This is a genomic window from Enterococcus alcedinis (assembly GCF_014635985.1).
GTDB lineage: Bacteria > Bacillota > Bacilli > Lactobacillales > Enterococcaceae > Enterococcus_I > Enterococcus_I alcedinis.
Window position 1 is genome coordinate 70405 of the sequence record NZ_BMDT01000012.1, and the last position, 19282, is coordinate 89686.

General features: G+C 38.0%; 16 protein-coding genes and 1 pseudogene. 4 read left to right on the top strand and 13 right to left on the bottom strand.

Going from position 1 to position 19282, the window contains the following annotated elements:
- Positions 1 to 109: 109 nt before the first annotated feature.
- From IEV09_RS11160 to IEV09_RS11180, 5 genes are all read right to left on the bottom strand, one after another.
- Positions 110 to 823 carry a hypothetical protein gene (locus tag IEV09_RS11160; RefSeq protein WP_188368389.1) on the bottom strand — a complete coding sequence of 238 codons (714 nt, stop codon included), beginning with the start codon at positions 821 to 823 and terminating at the stop codon, positions 110 to 112.
- 75 nt (positions 824 to 898) lie between these two features.
- The gene (locus IEV09_RS11165; RefSeq protein ID WP_188368390.1) at positions 899 to 1381 is read right to left on the bottom strand and encodes a DUF7000 family protein; all 483 of its coding nucleotides are present in this window, start codon (positions 1379 to 1381) and stop codon (positions 899 to 901) included.
- A 10-nt stretch (positions 1382 to 1391) separates the two neighbouring features.
- On the bottom strand, positions 1392 to 2024 hold the full coding sequence (locus IEV09_RS11170) for a class I SAM-dependent methyltransferase (RefSeq protein ID WP_188368391.1): 633 nt from the start codon (positions 2022 to 2024) through the stop codon (positions 1392 to 1394).
- Positions 2024 to 2776: a tRNA pseudouridine(38-40) synthase TruA gene (truA, locus tag IEV09_RS11175; RefSeq protein WP_188368392.1), complete on the bottom strand. Its 753-nt coding sequence runs from the start codon at positions 2774 to 2776 to the stop codon at positions 2024 to 2026. The genes IEV09_RS11170 and truA overlap by 1 nt, the downstream gene beginning before the upstream one ends.
- 126 nt (positions 2777 to 2902) lie before the next feature.
- A complete protein-coding gene (locus IEV09_RS11180) occupies positions 2903 to 4834 on the bottom strand; it encodes a sucrose-specific PTS transporter subunit IIBC (RefSeq protein ID WP_188368393.1) in 1932 nt (643 codons plus the stop codon).
- A 225-nt stretch (positions 4835 to 5059) separates the two neighbouring features.
- Between IEV09_RS11180 and IEV09_RS11185 the strand changes: the two genes are divergently transcribed.
- Together IEV09_RS11185 and IEV09_RS11190 are read left to right on the top strand one after the other, a co-directional pair.
- Positions 5060 to 6547, top strand: coding sequence for a sucrose-6-phosphate hydrolase (locus IEV09_RS11185; protein WP_188368394.1), 1488 nt, complete (start codon positions 5060 to 5062; stop codon positions 6545 to 6547).
- An 18-nt stretch (positions 6548 to 6565) separates the two neighbouring features.
- Positions 6566 to 7549 carry a LacI family DNA-binding transcriptional regulator gene (locus IEV09_RS11190; protein ID WP_188368395.1) on the top strand — a complete coding sequence of 328 codons (984 nt, stop codon included), beginning with the start codon at positions 6566 to 6568 and terminating at the stop codon, positions 7547 to 7549.
- Positions 7550 to 7599: 50 nt separating this feature from the next.
- Here the strand turns inward: IEV09_RS11190 and IEV09_RS11195 are convergent, their stop codons facing one another.
- The 5 genes from IEV09_RS11195 to IEV09_RS11215 all read right to left on the bottom strand — a co-directional run bounded on the left by IEV09_RS11195 (position 7600) and on the right by IEV09_RS11215 (position 12749).
- Entirely contained in the window at positions 7600 to 8400 is an 801-nt protein-coding gene (locus IEV09_RS11195; protein ID WP_188368396.1) for a phosphatase PAP2 family protein, read from the bottom strand.
- 9 nt (positions 8401 to 8409) lie between these two features.
- On the bottom strand, positions 8410 to 9516 hold the full coding sequence (locus IEV09_RS11200) for an alpha/beta hydrolase (protein WP_188368397.1): 1107 nt from the start codon (positions 9514 to 9516) through the stop codon (positions 8410 to 8412).
- 28 nt (positions 9517 to 9544) lie between these two features.
- Positions 9545 to 11290, bottom strand: coding sequence for a glycoside hydrolase family 3 protein (locus IEV09_RS11205; RefSeq protein ID WP_188368398.1), 1746 nt, complete (start codon positions 11288 to 11290; stop codon positions 9545 to 9547).
- The gene (locus IEV09_RS11210; protein WP_188368399.1) at positions 11283 to 11792 is read right to left on the bottom strand and encodes a hypothetical protein; all 510 of its coding nucleotides are present in this window, start codon (positions 11790 to 11792) and stop codon (positions 11283 to 11285) included. The genes IEV09_RS11205 and IEV09_RS11210 overlap by 8 nt, the downstream gene beginning before the upstream one ends.
- Before the next feature lie 69 nt (positions 11793 to 11861).
- Positions 11862 to 12749 (bottom strand): AraC family transcriptional regulator, encoded by an 888-nt coding sequence (locus IEV09_RS11215; protein WP_188368400.1) that lies wholly within the window; start codon positions 12747 to 12749, stop codon positions 11862 to 11864.
- Between the two features lie 343 nt (positions 12750 to 13092).
- Here IEV09_RS11215 and IEV09_RS11220 point away from each other — a divergent pair, with 343 nt between their 5' ends.
- Together IEV09_RS11220 and IEV09_RS12855 are read left to right on the top strand one after the other, a co-directional pair.
- On the top strand, positions 13093 to 15228 hold the full coding sequence (locus tag IEV09_RS11220; protein ID WP_188368401.1) for a beta-xylosidase family glycoside hydrolase: 2136 nt from the start codon (positions 13093 to 13095) through the stop codon (positions 15226 to 15228).
- A gap of 260 nt (positions 15229 to 15488) precedes the next feature.
- Positions 15489 to 15692: pseudogene (locus tag IEV09_RS12855) on the top strand (DUF624 domain-containing protein); the annotation flags it as partial.
- Positions 15693 to 15787: 95 nt separating this feature from the next.
- On the opposite strand, the gene IEV09_RS12780 reads toward IEV09_RS12855, so the two are convergent.
- The 3 genes from IEV09_RS12780 to IEV09_RS11235 all read right to left on the bottom strand — a co-directional run bounded on the left by IEV09_RS12780 (position 15788) and on the right by IEV09_RS11235 (position 19275).
- Positions 15788 to 15988, bottom strand: a complete 201-nt coding sequence (locus IEV09_RS12780) for a hypothetical protein (RefSeq protein WP_229731710.1) — start codon at positions 15986 to 15988, stop codon at positions 15788 to 15790.
- 131 nt (positions 15989 to 16119) lie between these two features.
- Positions 16120 to 17514, bottom strand: coding sequence for a family 43 glycosylhydrolase (locus tag IEV09_RS11230; protein WP_188368403.1), 1395 nt, complete (start codon positions 17512 to 17514; stop codon positions 16120 to 16122).
- Positions 17515 to 17529: 15 nt separating this feature from the next.
- Positions 17530 to 19275, bottom strand: a complete 1746-nt coding sequence (locus tag IEV09_RS11235) for a glycoside hydrolase family 35 protein (RefSeq protein WP_188368404.1) — start codon at positions 19273 to 19275, stop codon at positions 17530 to 17532.
- Positions 19276 to 19282: the final 7 nt, after the last annotated feature.

A 19282-nucleotide genomic window follows, 5' to 3' on the forward strand; every position in this document is an offset into this window, starting at 1 on the left:
TTTCTATTTATTCCTATCGTAGCACAAAAAAACAATTCGAACGATTATTCATTTATCTTATAAGAATAAACAATCGAAAGATACTAAAAAAAATAGCGCTAGGAACAAGTCACTTGTCCTTAGCGTTATTTTTTGTGTTTTGAATCAATGCTTGGTATTGCACATCGCCGTAACCATATTCAGGAAATTGCTGAATCAATGCTTGGACTAATTGATTGTCTGTTAACTCCTGATTTTGTTTAATCCAGAGAGCTATCGGATTATCTAATTGTTCTAAAGCCAGGAAAAGCGCAATTGCTTGATCCAAAATGACATTTCCTGTGGGATTGGGTTGTCTTTTTTCAATTAAAACGGTGCCGTACAACTCTCGAAAAGTTCCTAATCGCATCTGTTGCAACGTGACGCCATCGTCCATTATTTCATCAAATGTCGCTAAATAAATGGCTGCCTTGACGCCTGCTTGCTCGAAATAAGCCAATAACGTTAACACATTCATCTGGCAAAAAACATCCTTACCAAACCAAAGCACAATCTGATCAAATGTTGTATCAAACAACGGCTGTAACGCTTGAAGCACGACGGAATGATACGATTCAAGCGTCACGTCATGGCCTTTCGCTCGTAAATGATTAAAATTTTCTGTAAAAATCGGGAAATTTGTTTGATGGGTGCACATCGCTTCATTGAAAGCAATCACCGTGTCATCTAAAAGCAACTGGTTTTCTTTGACCGTTTGTAACATCGCTTGCCCATTCAAGACATGGATCGTTTTTTGATTACAAGATTGATCTTCCATTTTTCGCATCGCTTCCATGAATCCCATTTCCCCACTCCTAACGCCTTTTTCTTTATTCTCACATATTGCTTTTTATCTGTCTAGTTTAACTAAAAAAAGAACCTATCCTAAAAATGGATAGATTCTTTTTGCTTCTGCTAGCGCTTTGGTTAAAATCGTGTCTGATAATTGGTCTAAATCAGAAAAATCTGGCGTCGCTTCGATCACAGTATCTAAAACCGTATAGCGAGGCATGGCTTCCTTTTCCTGATTCCACTCTAAATCTTTTAATTTTTCCCAATAGATTTGTTGTTGCTCTGCATTTTGAGCCATCACCCAAAGTTCAAATTGCAATTGATGATGGTTTAATACAATGCCAAATCGTAGCTGTTTACTTCTTAAATGCGTATCGTAAAAGGAAAAATACGTGTAATCCATATAACCTGGAGAAAGATAACCGACACGATATTGATTGGTTTTTTTCAGTAAATCAGAACGCAACCTCGAAACAAAACGCATCAGTGTCTCATACGTCGTACAAATGGCACTTTCCGAAAAAACAAATTTCCGATAAACTTCGATGTCGTCTAATAACTTTTTCTCCATTGGACTTCTCCTATTCGATTGGCTTTTGACAACGAATCCACCAAAACGAAATCGCTGCTTTATTCGGGTTGTCACTATCACGTTCTTCTATTTTGTGCGATTCGATCAAACCATAATCGCTAAATTCCGCTTGAATCATTGCCTCATCATAAAAGAACAAACGAATACCGTTTGGTGACTCATATTCATTCTCAGAAATTTTGGTTCCTTTACCGTACATCGGTGCCTCTTTTGAGATACTCGTAAAAATCATCGTACCACCTGGAGCAAGTTGCTGATAACAGGATTCAATAAATTTCGCTCGCACGTTTGAATCCAACAAATGCAGTAAAGCATAACTGAAAATACCCTCATACTGCTTTGAATCAAACGGCATTTCCGCCACACTGCCATGATAAATCGGCCAAGTAAAACCGGCTTTCCTCGCTAAATCAATCGCTGTTTGTGAAATTTCAATTCCTGTCACATCAAAGCCTGCTTCGACAAAAACTTGTGCATTGCGACCGTAGCCACAGCCTGGAACTAAGACACTTTTATAGCCTTGTTTTTGAAAGAATTGACTCGCAAGTATCGTTGATTGTGAAGCGTTCATGCCCCACATTTCTTGATGTTGAATAAAACTCTTTTCCCAAAACTCGGTCATTACTTTTGTTCCGCTGGGTAATAAACTTCATCTAAGAATAAACCTAACGCCGGTGCAGTGGCTCCTGCATTCGCACGAACTTTATTCGCAAAGACTTCATCGATGGTTTCTAATGGAATTTTGCCAGCCGCAACGTCTAAAATGGTTCCCATCATAATACGGACCATATTGTATAAGAAGCCCTCACCCACAAATGCAAAGTGTAAGATACTGCCTTTTCTTTCAACAACAATTTCACTCACTGTACGAACGGTTGATTTTTTTGATTTTTTCAATGAAGAAAAACCGATATAATCATGCGTCCCAACTAAACGCTCGCAAGCCGCCTGTAGTTTATCCATATCTAACTCTTGTGGATAGTAATAAGTATGATACCCTTCAAACGCTGATGGAATCACTGCATTCCAAACGTAATAGCTATATTTTTTACCTTCTGCATTGTAGCGTGCATGGAAACGCTCGTGGACTTCTTCTAACTCTTTAATAATAATATCACGTGGTAAATAACGATTTAATAACAACTGCATCTCATCTAATGGCATCGTACTTGCTGTTTTGAAGTTGGCAACTTGTCCACGCGCATGGGCACCAGAATCGGTACGTCCTGAACCGATAATCTCAATGTCTTCTTCGGTAATTTGTTTTAAGACGCCTTCAATTTTCCCTTGAATGGTCTTATCTGAATCACCTAATCGTTGCCAACCTAAGTAACGTCGACCATCGTATTCAATCGTTAATTTAATATTTCTCATATTGTTTTCTCCTCTAATTGCCTGCTTTATATCAAATCAGACATGCTTTTCATATCACTTCATTATAACAAGCCTGAAAATAATTAACAATAAAGGAGCTATGAAAATTGAAAACTCTTTTTTCAGCTATTTTTTCATTTTGATGACTGTTGCACCATTTGCGAGTGAACCTTCTGTCACAGGATTCACTTCGGAGTATTGATTCGTATTCGTGACAATCATCATCACCGTTGAATCATATCCGGATTCTTTGATTGCAGCGACATCAAATGTCCCTAGTAAATCGCCTTTTTTAACAACATCGCCACTTTGTTTATCCGTTGTAAAATGTTGTCCCGCTAAATTAACCGTATCAATCCCGATGTGAATTAAGATTTCCGCCCCTTGTTCAGTGACGATACCGTAAGCGTGTTTCGTTTCATGAACAACCGATAATGTACCATCAACGGGCGCATAGACTTCGTTACTTTCTGGGATAATGGCAACACCTTTCCCCATCATTTCACTGGAAAATACTGGATCATTGACGGTTTTCAAATCAACGAATTGACCTGAAACCGGTGATGCAACGATTTCTGTTCCGACTTCAACTGCGCCTTCTGTTGTTGTTGCGACTGTTTGTTCTACCTCAGGTTTAGATAAAAGTGTCATTTGTTTTTTACCATAAACGAGCGTTAAGCCAAAAGCAACCGCAAAAGAAATCGCCGCACAAATTAGGAAGCTTGGTACTTTAACAGCTGAAATCGAAATAAATCCAATAACACCTGCAGGTCCCATCGAAACAGCTAACACGTGGAATAAGCCAATAAAGATACTTGAAATCCCCGCACCAACCATTCCAAAAATAAACGGATATTTAAGTTTCAAGTTGACTCCGAAAATGGCTGGTTCGGTAATCCCTAACATCGCTGAAATTCCGGCTGAAGAAGCTAAACTTTTTTGTTTTTCATCTTTGGTAATCAATAGAACCGCAAACGTTGCTGCACCTTGTGCAATATTCGCCATCGCTGCGACTGGGAAAATAAATGAACCGCCTGTTTTTGCAATCTCTGCTAGTAAGGTTGTTTCAATTGCTGGGAAACTCTGATGCAATCCGGTAATCACAATCGTTGAGTAAAATGTTCCAAATACGCCTAAACCAACGGCACCCGTTGTTTGATACAACCAGACTAAACTATCGGTTAACCCATCTGAAAAAGTACGCATTACAGGTCCAACCAAGGTAAAGGTCAAGAACCCGGTCAAAATAATGGCTAACATTGGTGTAAACGTGAAATCCAATACTTTCGGAATGTGTCGATGGAAAAACTGTTCCAAATTCGCCAAGATATACGATACGGCAAGAACCGGTAACACCGAACCTTGGTAACCCGCTTGAGCGACTTCTAAACCAAAAATATTCCAATAAGGCATGGTTCCTTCTGCAATCGCATTTGCCACACCATAACCATTTACGAGGTCTGGCATAACCATTGTCATTGCCATGGCTGCACCTAAATAACCATTCCCCCCAAAACGCTTCGTTGCGGAGAATCCGACTAAAATTGGTAAAAAGGCAAAAGGAGCAGATGCCAGTAAATTGATAATCGAAGCAAAGTCCGTAATTGCAGGAAACATTTGCACGACTGATAACGGACCAAATAGACCTGGAGAAGTTAACACATTATTAATTGCCATCAATAAACCACCGGCGACTAACGCTGGAATCAGTGGAACAAAAATATCTGATAGAACTTTCGCTAACGCCATAATTGGATTTTGTTTCTTCCCTTTGGTTGCAACGTTTTTCAGTTCTTCGGTCGTGGCTTCTTCAATCCCAGTCAATTGAACCATTTCGGCACAAACTTTATTTACATCCCCGGGACCAATGATAATTTGATATTGTCCATTGGTCTCAAACGTGCCTTTAATGTCATCGTGACTGTCGAGGGCGGCTTGATCGATTGTGCTTGAATCTTTTAATACGAGACGCAAACGTGTGGCACAATGTGCGATTGCAACAAAATTATCTTCGCCTAATGCCTGAATAATCGCCAATGCTACTTTTTTATGTTCCATAGTTATTTCTCCTTTTCTCTAAACGAAATGAAATCGCTTTTTCATTTCCTATTATAAGCATTCTTTCTCAATTGTCAAACGTTTATCATTTTATTTTTAATAATTAATTTTACATAAGTATTTATCAGTCGTTAAGCGCTTATTTAAAATGTCATACGTTTGACATTTATGACATTTTACGTTATCTTTAACTGCAAAAGAAGACACTTACAAAGGAGCATATTTATGACAATCAATGAATGGACACGTGCCTTACGCTATCAGTCGTATGATTCTTGGTCAATTGATTATTTAGAAAAACTAACGCAAAGCGTTCAACAATCGACATGGCGCATGGCTTATCACATTCAACCAAAAACAGGACTTTTAAACGATCCGAACGGTTTTTCCTTTTTTAACGGACGTTGGCATTTATTTTACCAAGCCTATCCTTTCGGTCCGGTTCATGGACTAAAATCTTGGTACCACCTTTCGTCAACCAATTTAATTGATTGGCAAGATGAAGGGTATGGCCTCTTACCCGATCATCCCATGGATAGTCACGGCGTTTACTCAGGAACGGCGATTGCTGTTGAGGATCAATTGTTACTCGCTTATACAGGAAACGTTCGTGATGAAAACTGGGAACGTTTAACTTACCAAATGGGCGCTTGGATGGACAAAAACAATCAAATTCAAAAAATCAATCAACCCTTAATCCCGGCACCGCCTGCTGGCTATACGACTCATTTTCGTGATCCGCAAGTCATTCGTTACGCCGAACGTTATTTACTAATTATTGGTGCTCAAACTAATCAAGAAGAAGGTCGCGTCCTTGTGTATCAAAGCGATACTTTAACTGATTGGGAATTGCTTGGTGAATTGCAATTTACTGATCAGTCACTTGGTTTCATGGTTGAATGCCCGACACTTGTGTTCATTGATGAAAAACCGGTTCTGATTTTCTGTCCTCAAGGGATGGATAAGAATGATTTAGCTTATCAAAACATTTATCCGAATACTTACATCGTTGGCGAATCCTTTGATTTAGAAACGTTAACGATTCATAACCCTAGCCCGATTCAAAACTTAGATGAAGGGTTTGATTTATATGCCACACAAGGCTTTTGCGCACCGGATGGTCGAATCTTAAGTGTTGGTTGGGCCGGTTTACCTGAAATTGAATACCCAACAGATCGCGAAGGCTGGGCTCATAGTTTGAGCCTCATTCGTGAGTTGTCATTAAAAGACAACCGACTTTACCAACAACCAGTGAAAGAATACGAAAATCTACGTCAAAACGTTCAATCTTTTAACGGTGAACTTAGCGATTTAACTTGTATCAAAGGAAATCAAAAGAACACATATGAACTCGAAATCGATTTGCCAAAAGCAACTACAGGAACCTTGTATTTATTTGCCGACCAAACAAACAAACACCACTTAGCGCTCCACTTTGATACGAAACATGGTAAAATGATTTTAGATCGTTCACAAACCGATGAGCCTTTTGCGCAAGCATTTGGCGAAACACGAAGCGTCGATTTCACCGCCAATCAGTCGTTACAACTACAAATCTTTGCGGATCAATCAATCTGTGAAATCTTTGTAAATAACGGTGAAAAAGTGCTAACCTCACGTGTCTTTCCGACAGAAAATGCGCACCATCTCTTTCTTGAAGGTCAAGGTGGCCATTACGAAGGAAACATTTGGAATTTACGGTCTGCACTATAACTTTAAGGAGTTACACTCATGACGATTAAACTGACCGATGTCGCAAAAAGAGCCGGTGTATCACCGACAACTGTTTCAAGAGTCATTAATAACTATGGTTCACTTAGCCAAAAAACAATCGATAAAGTCCACGTTGCGATGAATGAATTAAATTATCAACCGAATTCCTTGGCTCGTTCCCTGCAAGGTAAAAACACGCAATTAATTGGACTCATTTTCCCAACGGTTGCGAACCCTTTTTTCGGTGAATTGGTTGAAAAATTAGAAACCAAATTTTTCGAGCGTGGTTATAAATCGATTCTTTGCAACAGCGCTAATAATAGCGAAAAAGAGCGAAATTATTTAAAGATGTTAGCAGCCAATAAAGTCGATGGGATTATTGCTGGGGCACATAATCTTGGGATTAAAGAATACGAAGATTACGTCTTACCGATTGTTTCCTTTGACCGTGCACTCGCAAATAGTATCCCGATTGTCGGTGGCGATAATTTCGAAGGTGGTTATCAAGCAACGGAACATTTGGTAGCCGGTGGCAATCAAAAAATTGGGATTATTACTGGTAGTAATGCTTCGAACTCACCAACCAATGAGCGTCTTTCTGGTTACAAAGCTTGTTTGAAAGAACATCAGTTACAAGAACACGTTTTTCGCTTTGAAGCTTTTGAAAATTCACTAGCACTCAAAAAAATGAAGATCAAACGCATTTTGACTGAAGAATCCCTCGACGCCCTTTTTTGTACCGATGATTTAACAGCTTTACTAGTCATCAATACGTGCGAAGAATTAGGCATTTCGATTCCAGGACAATTAAAACTCATCGGTTATGACGGAACGACTTTTATCCAAAATTTCTTTTCACACTTAACAACTGTGGTTCAGCCGATTGATGATTTAGCCGAGTTACTCGTGGATCTACTCCTTCAGCGAATCACCCATCCAGATAAAAAATTAGAAGCTCTTTATAAATTACCGGTCCGTGTCTTACAAGGACAAACGACCTAAAAAAACCCTCGATTCCAGCGAATAATCGCGTGAATCGAGGGTTTTATTTTTCAGTTGATTTCTTTTCCAAAAAACTTGTTTTTCAATACATAAAATAACATTAAGGTGATCGTCGCTCCCATCAAGACATCCGAAGCAAAATGGGCGCCAACAATCACTCGACTAAGCATCACGCAAGCAATCCAAGCTCCGGTAAACCAGACAATCAAGGTCTCATATTTTTTAAGCCCTTTTAGCCATAATGGTAACAAGGTTATCCAAACCATTGTGGCACTATTGGCAGCATGTCCGGATGGAAAAGACATGCGTTCATTGTCTGTCGTGAATTTTTGAATGGCGTACCATGGCGTAAATTGTGTCGCAGGGTCCGTCATCGCACGGTAACGCTCACGCCCCCAGAGCATTTTTAATAACGTCACAATCACAATCGGAGCCAGTGATAAAATCACACCAACAATCGCAATTTTCCGAACAACTTCATAATCTTTTTCTTGAATTCGTGTTGCTAAATAACCAAAAACAACAAAATAAATGACTAGTAAAAGAACAAAAATAATCATCGTTAAATCCAAATGCACTTTACTTAAAAAGGCTCCGGTCAATACGTTATATACCGCTAGCAAACCGAAACCAATTTTTTTCCACCAACTTTTTTTCCAATTGATTTTAAGTAAGGCAAAGGCGCTAAAAGCACCCATATAAGCCAAAATAAGTTCACCAAATGACTCAAAAAACCAACCAAACGTACTTTCTGGGTTAAATAACACATTAGAAATCGCTAAATCTTGGAAAGTAAACATTCCTAGCAATAAGACAAAAAGGACAGTTAAAAGCGATTGGGTCTTCTTCATTCACTTCACCTATACTTTATTTTTTCTGATAAAAGCAGCAATATCATTGATACAATCTTCGGCTTGTGGATAATTCCCAATATGATCGATATAAGCATGTCCCAACCCACAATAATAAGTAAAGGTTACATCGACGCCTAAATCTTTTAACTTTTTCGCATAGGCCAAGCTTTCGATTGTTAAATAGTCATGTTCCCCCGAACTAATCATCGTAACTGGAGACTTTGGACTAACATCGGCATACGGGGTCAAATACTTATTCATCACATCATTGTTCCCTAAAATTTTTTCGAGCATGCCTTGCGCTTGACTAAGCATTTCAATACCTGGCTTGATTAACGCTTCGTGTTTCTCGTACATATCAATATCAGCTAACGTAAATGTCGTGTATTGATCTTTAATACCTCCCATATTAACGGTCGGATAAAGTAAGATTTGTCCACGAACAAGCTGTGTTCCTTCTTCAATGTCACGATTGCTACAGTAAAGTGTTAAATTACCGCCCGCACTATCCCCACCAACAAAGATATTCTTTCCGTCACCACCAAGTTTCGTTGCCTGTTCGCCAATCCATTTTAAGACGGTAAAACAGTCTGTGTGTCCTAACGGATAAGGATTTTCTGGCGCCAAACGATAATCAACACCGACTGCAATCATTCCAGTGGTTGTTACAAATAATTTCAGCGCTTCCGACACAACTTCGGTACGGCCAGCAAAGAAACCACCGCCGTGAATAAAGTATAAAATCGGTGCATTTGATAAGGTTTTTTCACTTTTAAAAATGGTAATCGGAATCTCATAGCCATCTTCTGCTTTTACCGTTTGATGCATCTCTTCAACTTTTTCAGTGACAATTGGCGTACTATCGACACTGTTGAAGATTTTACGCAATCGTTCATTAGACTTCGGACTACCATCCATTTTCATTAAATTCTTTGGCATAAACTTCATAAGTAGCCCCATCTTTTTGAGGGCCTTATACAAACGGGGATCGACTGCCCCTTTAATATCGGAATCGGGAATCGGTTTGACAATGATTTCAACCCCACGTTTCACTTCTTTGTATTGTTTTTCTTGAATTTTTTTTACGAGTTCAGGATCATATTTTCGGCTCATTTGATTGCCTCCTTCTTTCTTATGCTACTTACTTTAACTCATCACGTCCACAATAGGGATCAACCGGTGAGACACCCGTAAACGGCGCTCTGCCTAATAAACGATCCATTGTTGCAGCGATTGTGTAAGGCGATGCGGTATAACTATTGACTACTGTTTCAATCATCGGTACGTCTAATAAATGATACGGGTTGGCAAAGCTGACAAAAGCCGTTGGAATATCTTTAACAAACCACGGAATATCATTACCTAACGCATCAAAGGCTAAACGTACCACGACTTCGTTACTTGATGTTCCCATATTCGCCACAATTAAAGCAGCATCATATTGATCAGTAAAGTCACGCATCGGACTTTGCATATCTCCAAGCGATGTCATCATTTCTTCACTGACGTCGCCAGCCATTAATTTCGCGGCATCAATATTTCCTAAGCGATTGCGTAAATGAACTTCGAATCCTTCTTTTTCTAAAGCTTCTTTGACCATTTTAGCAAACGAACTTTCTTTAGATAGACTGCGTTCAATCACATTTAAATACAAACGTTTATGTTTAATAGGGTCCAATGGTAAAAGTGCTTGCGTATCTTTGACCAGCGTTACCGCTTCATTTGCACACTCTTTCGCCCACTCGATATACGTCGCATGATTCATCGCTGCTGCTAATTCGGATTTGTCTGGTACCAATGTGCCCTTGGCTTGTTTTTCATGAAGGTTTAGTGATGCTTTGGTTGCTAAAATACGTGTCACCGCTTCATTCAGGCGTTCTTCGGTTAAAACACCTTCTTGGTAACCTTCTAACATGTATTGATAATCCTCTGCAAGACTGCGGTTAAATAAAAACATATCACACCCTCTGACAATCGCTTGAGGAACGGCCTCTTTACGACTCATGAAGCTCGTAAAACCAACCATCAGCGTTGCGTCCGTTACAATCAAACCATTAAAATTCAACTCATCGCGTAACACACCATTCAATAATTCGGGTGACAGACTTCCAGGTGTATAACGCTCTTCTTTCGTTGCTTTTGGATTGATTGCTTCTACCATATTTGGTTGGGCGATGTGTCCAACCATCACTGTTTTAGCCCCCTCTTCAATTAATTCACCATAAATTCGACCAAAACTTTCACGCCATTCATCTGCAGGTAAATCATTAATACTCGTTAGTAAATGCTGATCACGCTCATCCACACCATCTCCAGGAAAATGTTTAATACTCACAGCCATGTTTTCTTCATCTGCAGCCTTCAAATACCCTTTACTCATCGTAAGAATCGTTTCGACACTGCGACCAAATGTCCGTAAATTCGTAATTGGATTTCGGAAATTCCTATCAATATCAACAATCGGTGCAAACGCCCAGTTAATCCCAACGGCGGCGCCTTGAGCACAACTGACTTTTCCTAAACGATAGCCCATCTCTGCATTGTTCGTTGCTGCAACACCCATTGGCATGCCAAAATTTGTGCCTTCCATCGCAGCTCCTTGTCCACCAGATTCTAAATTGGCTGCAATTAACAAAGGGATTTTCGACTGTTCTTGTAGATAAGCATGGGTCTCAATTAAATTTTCCCCAGTTGTCGGACGATACATAATCCCACCAACTTGAATGTCTTTTGTTAAATAATCCAATGCACCACGATCATCCGACATCCCAATCGTACAAAACAACTGACCGATTTTTTCTTCCACCGTCATTTGTTCTAATGTCGACACCACCCAATCAATTGCTCCTTGTTCAAGATTAAAAGGTTTTGCTTTTAAATTAACCATTTTCTGACACTCCTTCGTTTTTTGTTTTCATTTGATAATCATCCATCGTTAACTCAATAACTACGTATCCGACAATGGCGGACATTATAATCGCTGTTACGACTTTAATACTAAAACCAATAAAATGATTGATTGCACCAATCCCAAGTAACTGTGGGATGAGAATAAAACAAACACCTGAAACAATTAAAGTTAAGACACTAAGAATCAAACTACGATACAGATTTTTCTTAGGAAAAATACTAGACAAGACACTTGGTTTTCGTTGACTAAGATTAAAGCGATCTTTTGTCAGCGCTTTCGGTAAATTAAAAAAACCAGCAGCTGGACAAAATACAGCAAGAATCACTAATCCAATAAATAAATCATTCGAAATCGCATCAAACGTTAACTTCCCTGTGAAATTTCTAAAGTTAATCAAATAAAACAGGCCATTAATAAAAATATTAAATAAAACAAAGTCGGTCATCAATTTTTTAACGCGGTACTGATTGAGTGTCATACTCATTCCCCTTTATGTTTTAATTGCAATATTGGACATAAAGAACAGTCAGTTATTTCTTCTTCGCTTTCACGCTTCCTTTATTGCATGCTTTTTACGAAACTGAACCGGTGTGTCTTGATAGATTTTTTTAAATTGTTTAATTAACGCCTTCGTGCTTGGAAATCCGTGTTTTTGACTAATCATTTCAATCGTTTGTTCTCCCGACATAATCTCTGGAAAGGCCTGATACAAACGATATTCATTTAAATAGTTTAAAAAAGATTGCCCAAAAATCGTTTTAAACATTCTTGAAAAATGCTCTCTTGAAAAGCTAAACTGATTGGCAATCTCTTCTAATGACATTTTCTCTGTATAATTTTGATGGACATAATCCAAAATCTCTTGATTCAACTTTTTGGAAGAATGACTCGGTAATTGGAAGTGATCATCCTCCAACAAATGCTGCGTACTGAGTAAATAAAAGAGCTCTAATAACTCTGACTGAATTCGTAAATTTGAAAATGGCGTCGGCTGATTGGCTAACGCTAAAATCGTTCGAAACAACCGACGAATTTCTGAATACGTCTTTTCTGTCTTCCCCATATCAAAATACATTTGATCAATGTTCGGCAATATTTGTGCCACAAAATCATAAGAAATAATAAAACAAATTAACTCAAAACGTCCTTCTAAAGAACCTCTCATCTCATGTACTTCCCCAGAATTAATCACAAAAAACGTCTCATCTTGATATTTTTTATCTTGATTATTTTTCCGTAAAGTCAATTGACCTTTGATTAAGTAACTAATTTCAAGGCTTCGATGCCAATGCATGGGGACATGTGAAATCGCGTTATTACCGCTACCTAATTTTGTTACTTGATTTAACAATTCAGGTTGATCACTTGAAAAATGCAAGACTTTCATTGGTAAATCGTGATCCATTTCGACACGTTCATAGATTGTCTGGTTCATTTAAAAGCACTCCTTCTCTCAACGATTTGACTCTCGTCTCAATCTTACTCCTTTCCCTGATTTATTTCACGTATTTATCGTAACATTTAAGCGCTTTCTTTAGTTTCCGTTTTTTAACAACATTATGGGCAGATGTTGATATTTAATCGAGAACGACTTGTTCTCCCAATTCACTTTTACTTTTTTGCGGCTACTTTGCTATTGCGTCTTAAGATTTATAATTTTTCCTTTCTTTTCTATTTTCTATACCTCCTTCTTTCGCTATGTTTACGCTTCATTTTTAATCCTCTATACTTAAAAACAAGACAATAAATTGATAATAAAAGGAGTGTTATTCAAGAATATGAATCACGTAAAAAATCATTCTTCCGATACATTGGCATCTGTATGGATTGCCGACAATAATGATGGAACATACACCAATAATATCCTTTGGGCGGACTATCCAGACACAGATGTCATTCGCGTAGAAGATACCTATTATTTAATTTCTACCAGCATGCACTTATTCCCAGGGGCACCCATTTTAAGTTCAAAAGATCTCATTCATTGGAAATATCATAGCTATGCCTTACCATATGATCAACTTTTATTACTGGCAAATGAAGGGCATTCCTTAGATTTACTCAATGAGCATATTTATGATAAAGGGGCTTGGGCAGGGAGTCTTCGATACCATCCGATTTTGAAAAAATTTTATTATTTAGTTAATATGCAAGATGGAACTCCTGAAGAATATGCTATTTTAAGTATCGCCGACGATGCAGTTGGCCCTTGGAAATTGTATCGACTTTCTCAACGTCTCTATGACCCTGGTTTACTTTTTGATGACGATGGTACCGCCTATGTTGTCCATGGTCAAGGACAACTTTACCTATCTCGTCTCAAGCTCATTGACTCGCTCACTGGCGAATACATTGTCGATGATACTTTCGTTGCTCCTGATGACAATAATCATTACGATAAACCGCTATATGATTATAAAGAAGGTTATTATAATGAAGGTGCTCATGCATACAAAATCAAAGATACCTATTATATTTTAACCACACCTACCTGGGCAGGAACAGATACTAAAAAAGAAATTTGCATTCAAACAAAAGACATAGTCAATGGCCCATATTCGGTAAGCGATATCCATTCTAGTTTTATGAATTTTGGAGAAAATGGCATCCACCAAGGTGGTATTGTAGACGTCCCTCAAACCAACGGCGAAAGCGAATGGTGGTCCGTGATTTTTCAAGATAGACATAAATTGGGTCGGACACCTACACTTCAACCTGTATTTTGGGAAAAGGACGAAAATAATCTCGAGTGGCCTATGATTGGTGCTCGAAATAAAAAAGGTTGCCTCGCCGTTCCAACCTTTCAAAAACCTACAATCACGACAAATTTTCCAGCTACTTCCTCCAAAACAATTCAGTACTTTGATGATTTTTCAGAAAAAGAACTCGACTTATGTTGGCAATGGAATCATATTCCTGACGATAGTAAATGGAGCCTAGCGGAACGCCCTGGATATTTACGCCTCTATACAACTACGGTAACGACTGATTTTTCGTGTGCTCAAAACACACTACGACAACGAGTCATCGGTCCACAAAGTACTGCAACAGTCCGACTAGTTATTCAACAAATGAATCCCGGCGATATCGCAGGGATTGCGGTTCACCAACAAGACTATAATTATATTGGTATAAAATCTTCTGAAAATGGTGAGGAGAAAAAAATTATTATAAATGACAACGGTAAAGAAATGGCTACCGCGTCTCTTCCATCGGATATTTCAGAAGTGTGGATTCGCGCGACGACTATTAAGATGGAATATCGCAGTCAATTTTCATATAGTTTTGATGGTATAAACTACACACAACTAGGCGATACTTATGAAATGCATTATGGAAATTATGTTGGAATGGGATTTGGAGTCTTCCATTTCGCCACCAAACAGCTAGGTGGATTCATTGATATCGATTCTTTCGAGATAAATACTAGTACATTAAAAGAGAATCTTAAACCATTCGGAACCAAAATTGAAGCCGAACACTATGATAATCAAAAATATGAACTACAACAAAACGTCAAAGCACAACATTTACACAATCCCCTAACAACGTGGACAGCCGATTCCCATCCAACGAGTCTGTTAACAAAATGGGGAAGCGCCTTTGACTTATCCTTAGATAATCTTCACAACGGTGATTGGGTTCAATATAATCAAGTCGATCTAGCTAATGGAGCTCTTAATTTTATCGCACGGATTTCTTCAATCGCAACTGGAGGTAAACTTGAAGTTCGGCTAAATCACTGGGATGGTCCTCTCCTAGCCTCGTTGAAGCTTCCTTGTACAGAAAATAGAGAAGTTTTCCAAGAAATTCATGGTGAAATGGACACTTCAATCACTGGTACTCAAACAATTTATCTAGTCTATTATGGACCAGATAAAATTTGTCGAGTGAATTGGTTTTTATTTAGATAAGTAATCGTAAGCGTGATAAAAGTCAGTTTTCTTCTGAGTAACTTCAGAAGAAGCTGATTTTTATCATACTTCTATTTATAATATTTTCATTTTTTGTTTGTTTTTTTACCATCTTCTTCGCTTTCTTTCTATCCTATTTTTATTTCGTTATAATTTACATATGCTAAAAATTAAAAACGAAAGGTTGCTGTTTTGATATGAAAAAAATATTCAATTTAGATAATAAGTTTTTTAATTTTATGGGTAAAGTAGCTGATATCATGATTTTGAATCTACTTTTTCTATTAACTTCACTTCCAATTATTACAATTGGTCCCTCGCTTACTGCTTTATATTCCGTCTCTTTAAAAAAGAGTGCAGGTAGTTCGTCCTATATTGTTAAAGAATACTTTCAAGCATGGCGTACAAATTTTAAACAAAGTTCCATTCTGGGGTGCTTTTCATTACTTGCATTTTTATTACTTTTTATGAATCTTATCATAGAAGTCAATCATTCATTTTATCTTTTTTTTCGTATAACAACACTTCTCTCACTCTTTTTATATACGACTATTACACTCTATGCTTTTCCAATGCTCGCTAAGTTTGATAATACCATTAAGAATACTATCATTAATTCCTTTTTATTATCTCTCAAACATTTTTTTACGACATGTGCACTTTTCGGATCGGCTGCATTTTTTATTTTAATTACTTTGGCTTTTCCACCAATGATTGAAATGACTTCCATGGCTTGGTTCTTATTCTTTTTTGCAGTCATCGCCCGAATTCAGGCAACTTTTTTACACAAAATTTTCGATCGTTATCTCACAGAAGTCGTTGAACCATAAAAAAACTGAGACTGCCTCTAACGTTAGCTTTTCATTCTAACATTGAGGGAATCTCAGTTTTTTATTTTTTTAAGAACCAAAAAGCTGCTATTTCACAAAAACCTTCATTTTGCTCACTTTCAAATTCGAAATAAATTGTATGTATTCCAGTAGTATCTAAGATCTCTTCTTCCATGACAATCCACTCTTGACCCATTCCAGGAGAAATTTGTAGCAGACCAATTTCTGGTCCTTCTGGATCATCCAGTCGGACTTTTATTTTCCCTACGTTTAATGGTTTGAGTTCCATATGAATCGACATTTCACCTACCGCTTCACCAAAATGAAAGTCTTTATACTCTACGCAATTCCCATCTTTAATTTGAACAAGCGGATAGATTCGGTCCTTACCTCTTTCTACTTTATCTATAAAACAACTCGCAGGATAACCATTTATTCTTACATGAGTTACGTAAGATGCTTCAATTCTTTCATAGGGAGAAGGAGGACCTTCAAATCCGTGGTTTGTCATCGTTGCTATCTGAATCTTGCCATCCTCATCCATCTGGAGTGCTTCAACACAGACCCTACGACGCATATTACTATTACCAAATCCCCTATGATAAAAAATATACCATGTGCCGTTCACTTCACAAATAGAACCATGATTATTCCCTGGTTGCAAATCACAGCCATCATTATCTAAGATATGCCCTTGATAAGTATAAGGTCCTAACGGGTGATTTGCTGTAGCATAAGACATCATATGAATTCCTTGTCCTTTATCCGATGGGTATAAAATATAATAACGATTCTGAATTTTTCGAATCGAAGCCCCTTCATAAAATCCAAATCCTTGATCAGGGTTGTCTCTATCACCAAATAAATATTTTTTACTACTTCGTTTGGCAATCGAATACATTCCATTTTGATTTTGAGATAATTCAACTCCTACAAGTCCTTCTCCACCAAAAGTTTGCCGTTGTCCCCATATCAAGTAGAATCTATCGTCTTCTACATAGAGTGTCGGATCAATGCTTCCTAACTCTAGGCCATCATCATAAACAATTCTCTCAGCTGGTGAAAAGGGACCTTCCGGGACATCACTGACTGACATCCCTAATCCCCCACCACTAAAACAACTAGCCAACCAATATTTTCCATCTTTATCAATCACATCCGGCGCATAAAGAATAGCATCATTCCAAGAAACACCATCTGCTTCTTCATCATCCCAAAAATAACCTTCTCCCTTTCGAGAAGCAAATGAAACGCCATGATCTGTCCAATCTGCTAAATTTGTTAAAGGGGCAGAATAGACTCGATACTGGTGAGAGCACCACGTCCCTTGGTCGTATAGATCACGAGAACCATATAAAAACAACCTTTCTTTGTGGTCACTCCCTGTAAAAATTCTTGCTTCAACATCCGGTATAAGTTCATCTAAAGCTAGCAGCGGATTGACTGTGCGTTTCATAAAATATTCCTCCATCTATCCTAAATCAGGCTCGTCCTTAAATGAAATCGTATCGACTGCTTTTCCATCTGTCTCAAATACAATAATTTCATTGTTCCCTTGATTTAAGAATGGTCCGGGAATATACAAGCGTTTCTGAGGTCCAACTTCCCAGAAGCGTCCAATATTTTTACCATTCACAAAAATAACACCTTTACCAAATCCTTCGACATCGATAAATGTATCACCAATTTCATCTACTTGTAAATTAAATTTATAAAATGCCGGATTGCCTTCTTGATATCCTCTTGAATAATCAACTTTAGAGATATCATCTAATGGTAATGGATACATATCCCATCCCATATGGAAAGTGCGATTAATTTGAACACCATGCGTAATCCCTTTTTTCTGTAGCTCAATTTCTGGCCCGTAGTTGACTCTTCCTCTATTTTCCATCAAGATGTCTAACATTCCTTCTTCGTTCTCAAATTCGAAACCAGTTGTTTTGTGCATTTCATCGTCGTCTCGGATATCAACTTGTTGACCATCTGCAAATAAAATAGCACGGTCCATTCCACCACGAATTTTGCAAGATTCAATCTTTTTCCCTCTTGTAATCGTGCTTCGGTATAGCACATACCCGTAGTTTTGACCTAGTTCTTCCATAGATAATGGCATTGCATCTCTCACTGGTGTACTCAATGTATCCAAGGTTTCAAATAAACCAACTTTTTCTACTAATTTTAAGCTGCCATAAGCTTTTCTTTTAATCTCTGTACTAAACTCGACTTCAGGAATCTTACGGAATTTAGAAATCACTTTTTGGAATTCTAAGTACTTCTTAGTAATTTGACCATCTTCTGTGAGCGGCGCATCGTAATCATAAGAAGTGACATCTGCACCTACTTTATCGTCATAGTTCGAGCCATTCATAAAACCAAAATTCGTACCGCCATGGAACATATAAAAGTTTACGTGTCCCCGTTCTAACATTTCTTCTAAAGATTTTGCGTGTTCTTTATAATCAACAACACTATGTTCTTTCATGCCCCAATGGTCAAACCACCCAACCCAAAATTCCATACACATCAATGGTTGTTCGCCAATTACTTTTTTCACCTCAGCAAATCGTTCTGCACCTTTTGAACCAAAGTTCGCTGTTTGCCAAGCTCCCTCTACTTTTCCATCATCCAAGTACTGTTTACCTGGACCATCTGAAGTCACGAATGGGACATTCACGCCTCGTTCAACCATCAAGTCTTTTAATGCATTTAAGTATTCTTTGTCATTCCCGTAAGAACCATATTCGTTTTCAATTTGGAACATTAGAATTGGACCACCATTTGAAATTTGATACGGTGCAACTAGCGGAATTAATTGATCGTAGTAACGAGCAACATAATCTAAGTAAACTTTATTATAGCAACGTAAACGAATGCCATGTTTTGTTAGTAACCATGCTGGGAATCCACCAAACTCCCACTCTGCACAAATATAAGGTGAAGGACGTAAAATCACATATAGCCCTAATTCTTGTGCAATTTCAATAAAACGACATAAGTCAGCGTCCTCTTTAAAATGGAATTCCCCTTCATTTGGTTCATGGATATTCCATGCGACATAAGTTTCAACCGTGTTACATCCCATTGCTTTTAATTTTTCTAAACGATCTCTCCAATACTCCGGAACTACACGATAATAGTGAATACTCCCAGATATGATTTGTAACTTCTCTCCATTTAAATAAATCTCTTCATTGATTTCAATTGTATTTTGCATTGATTTC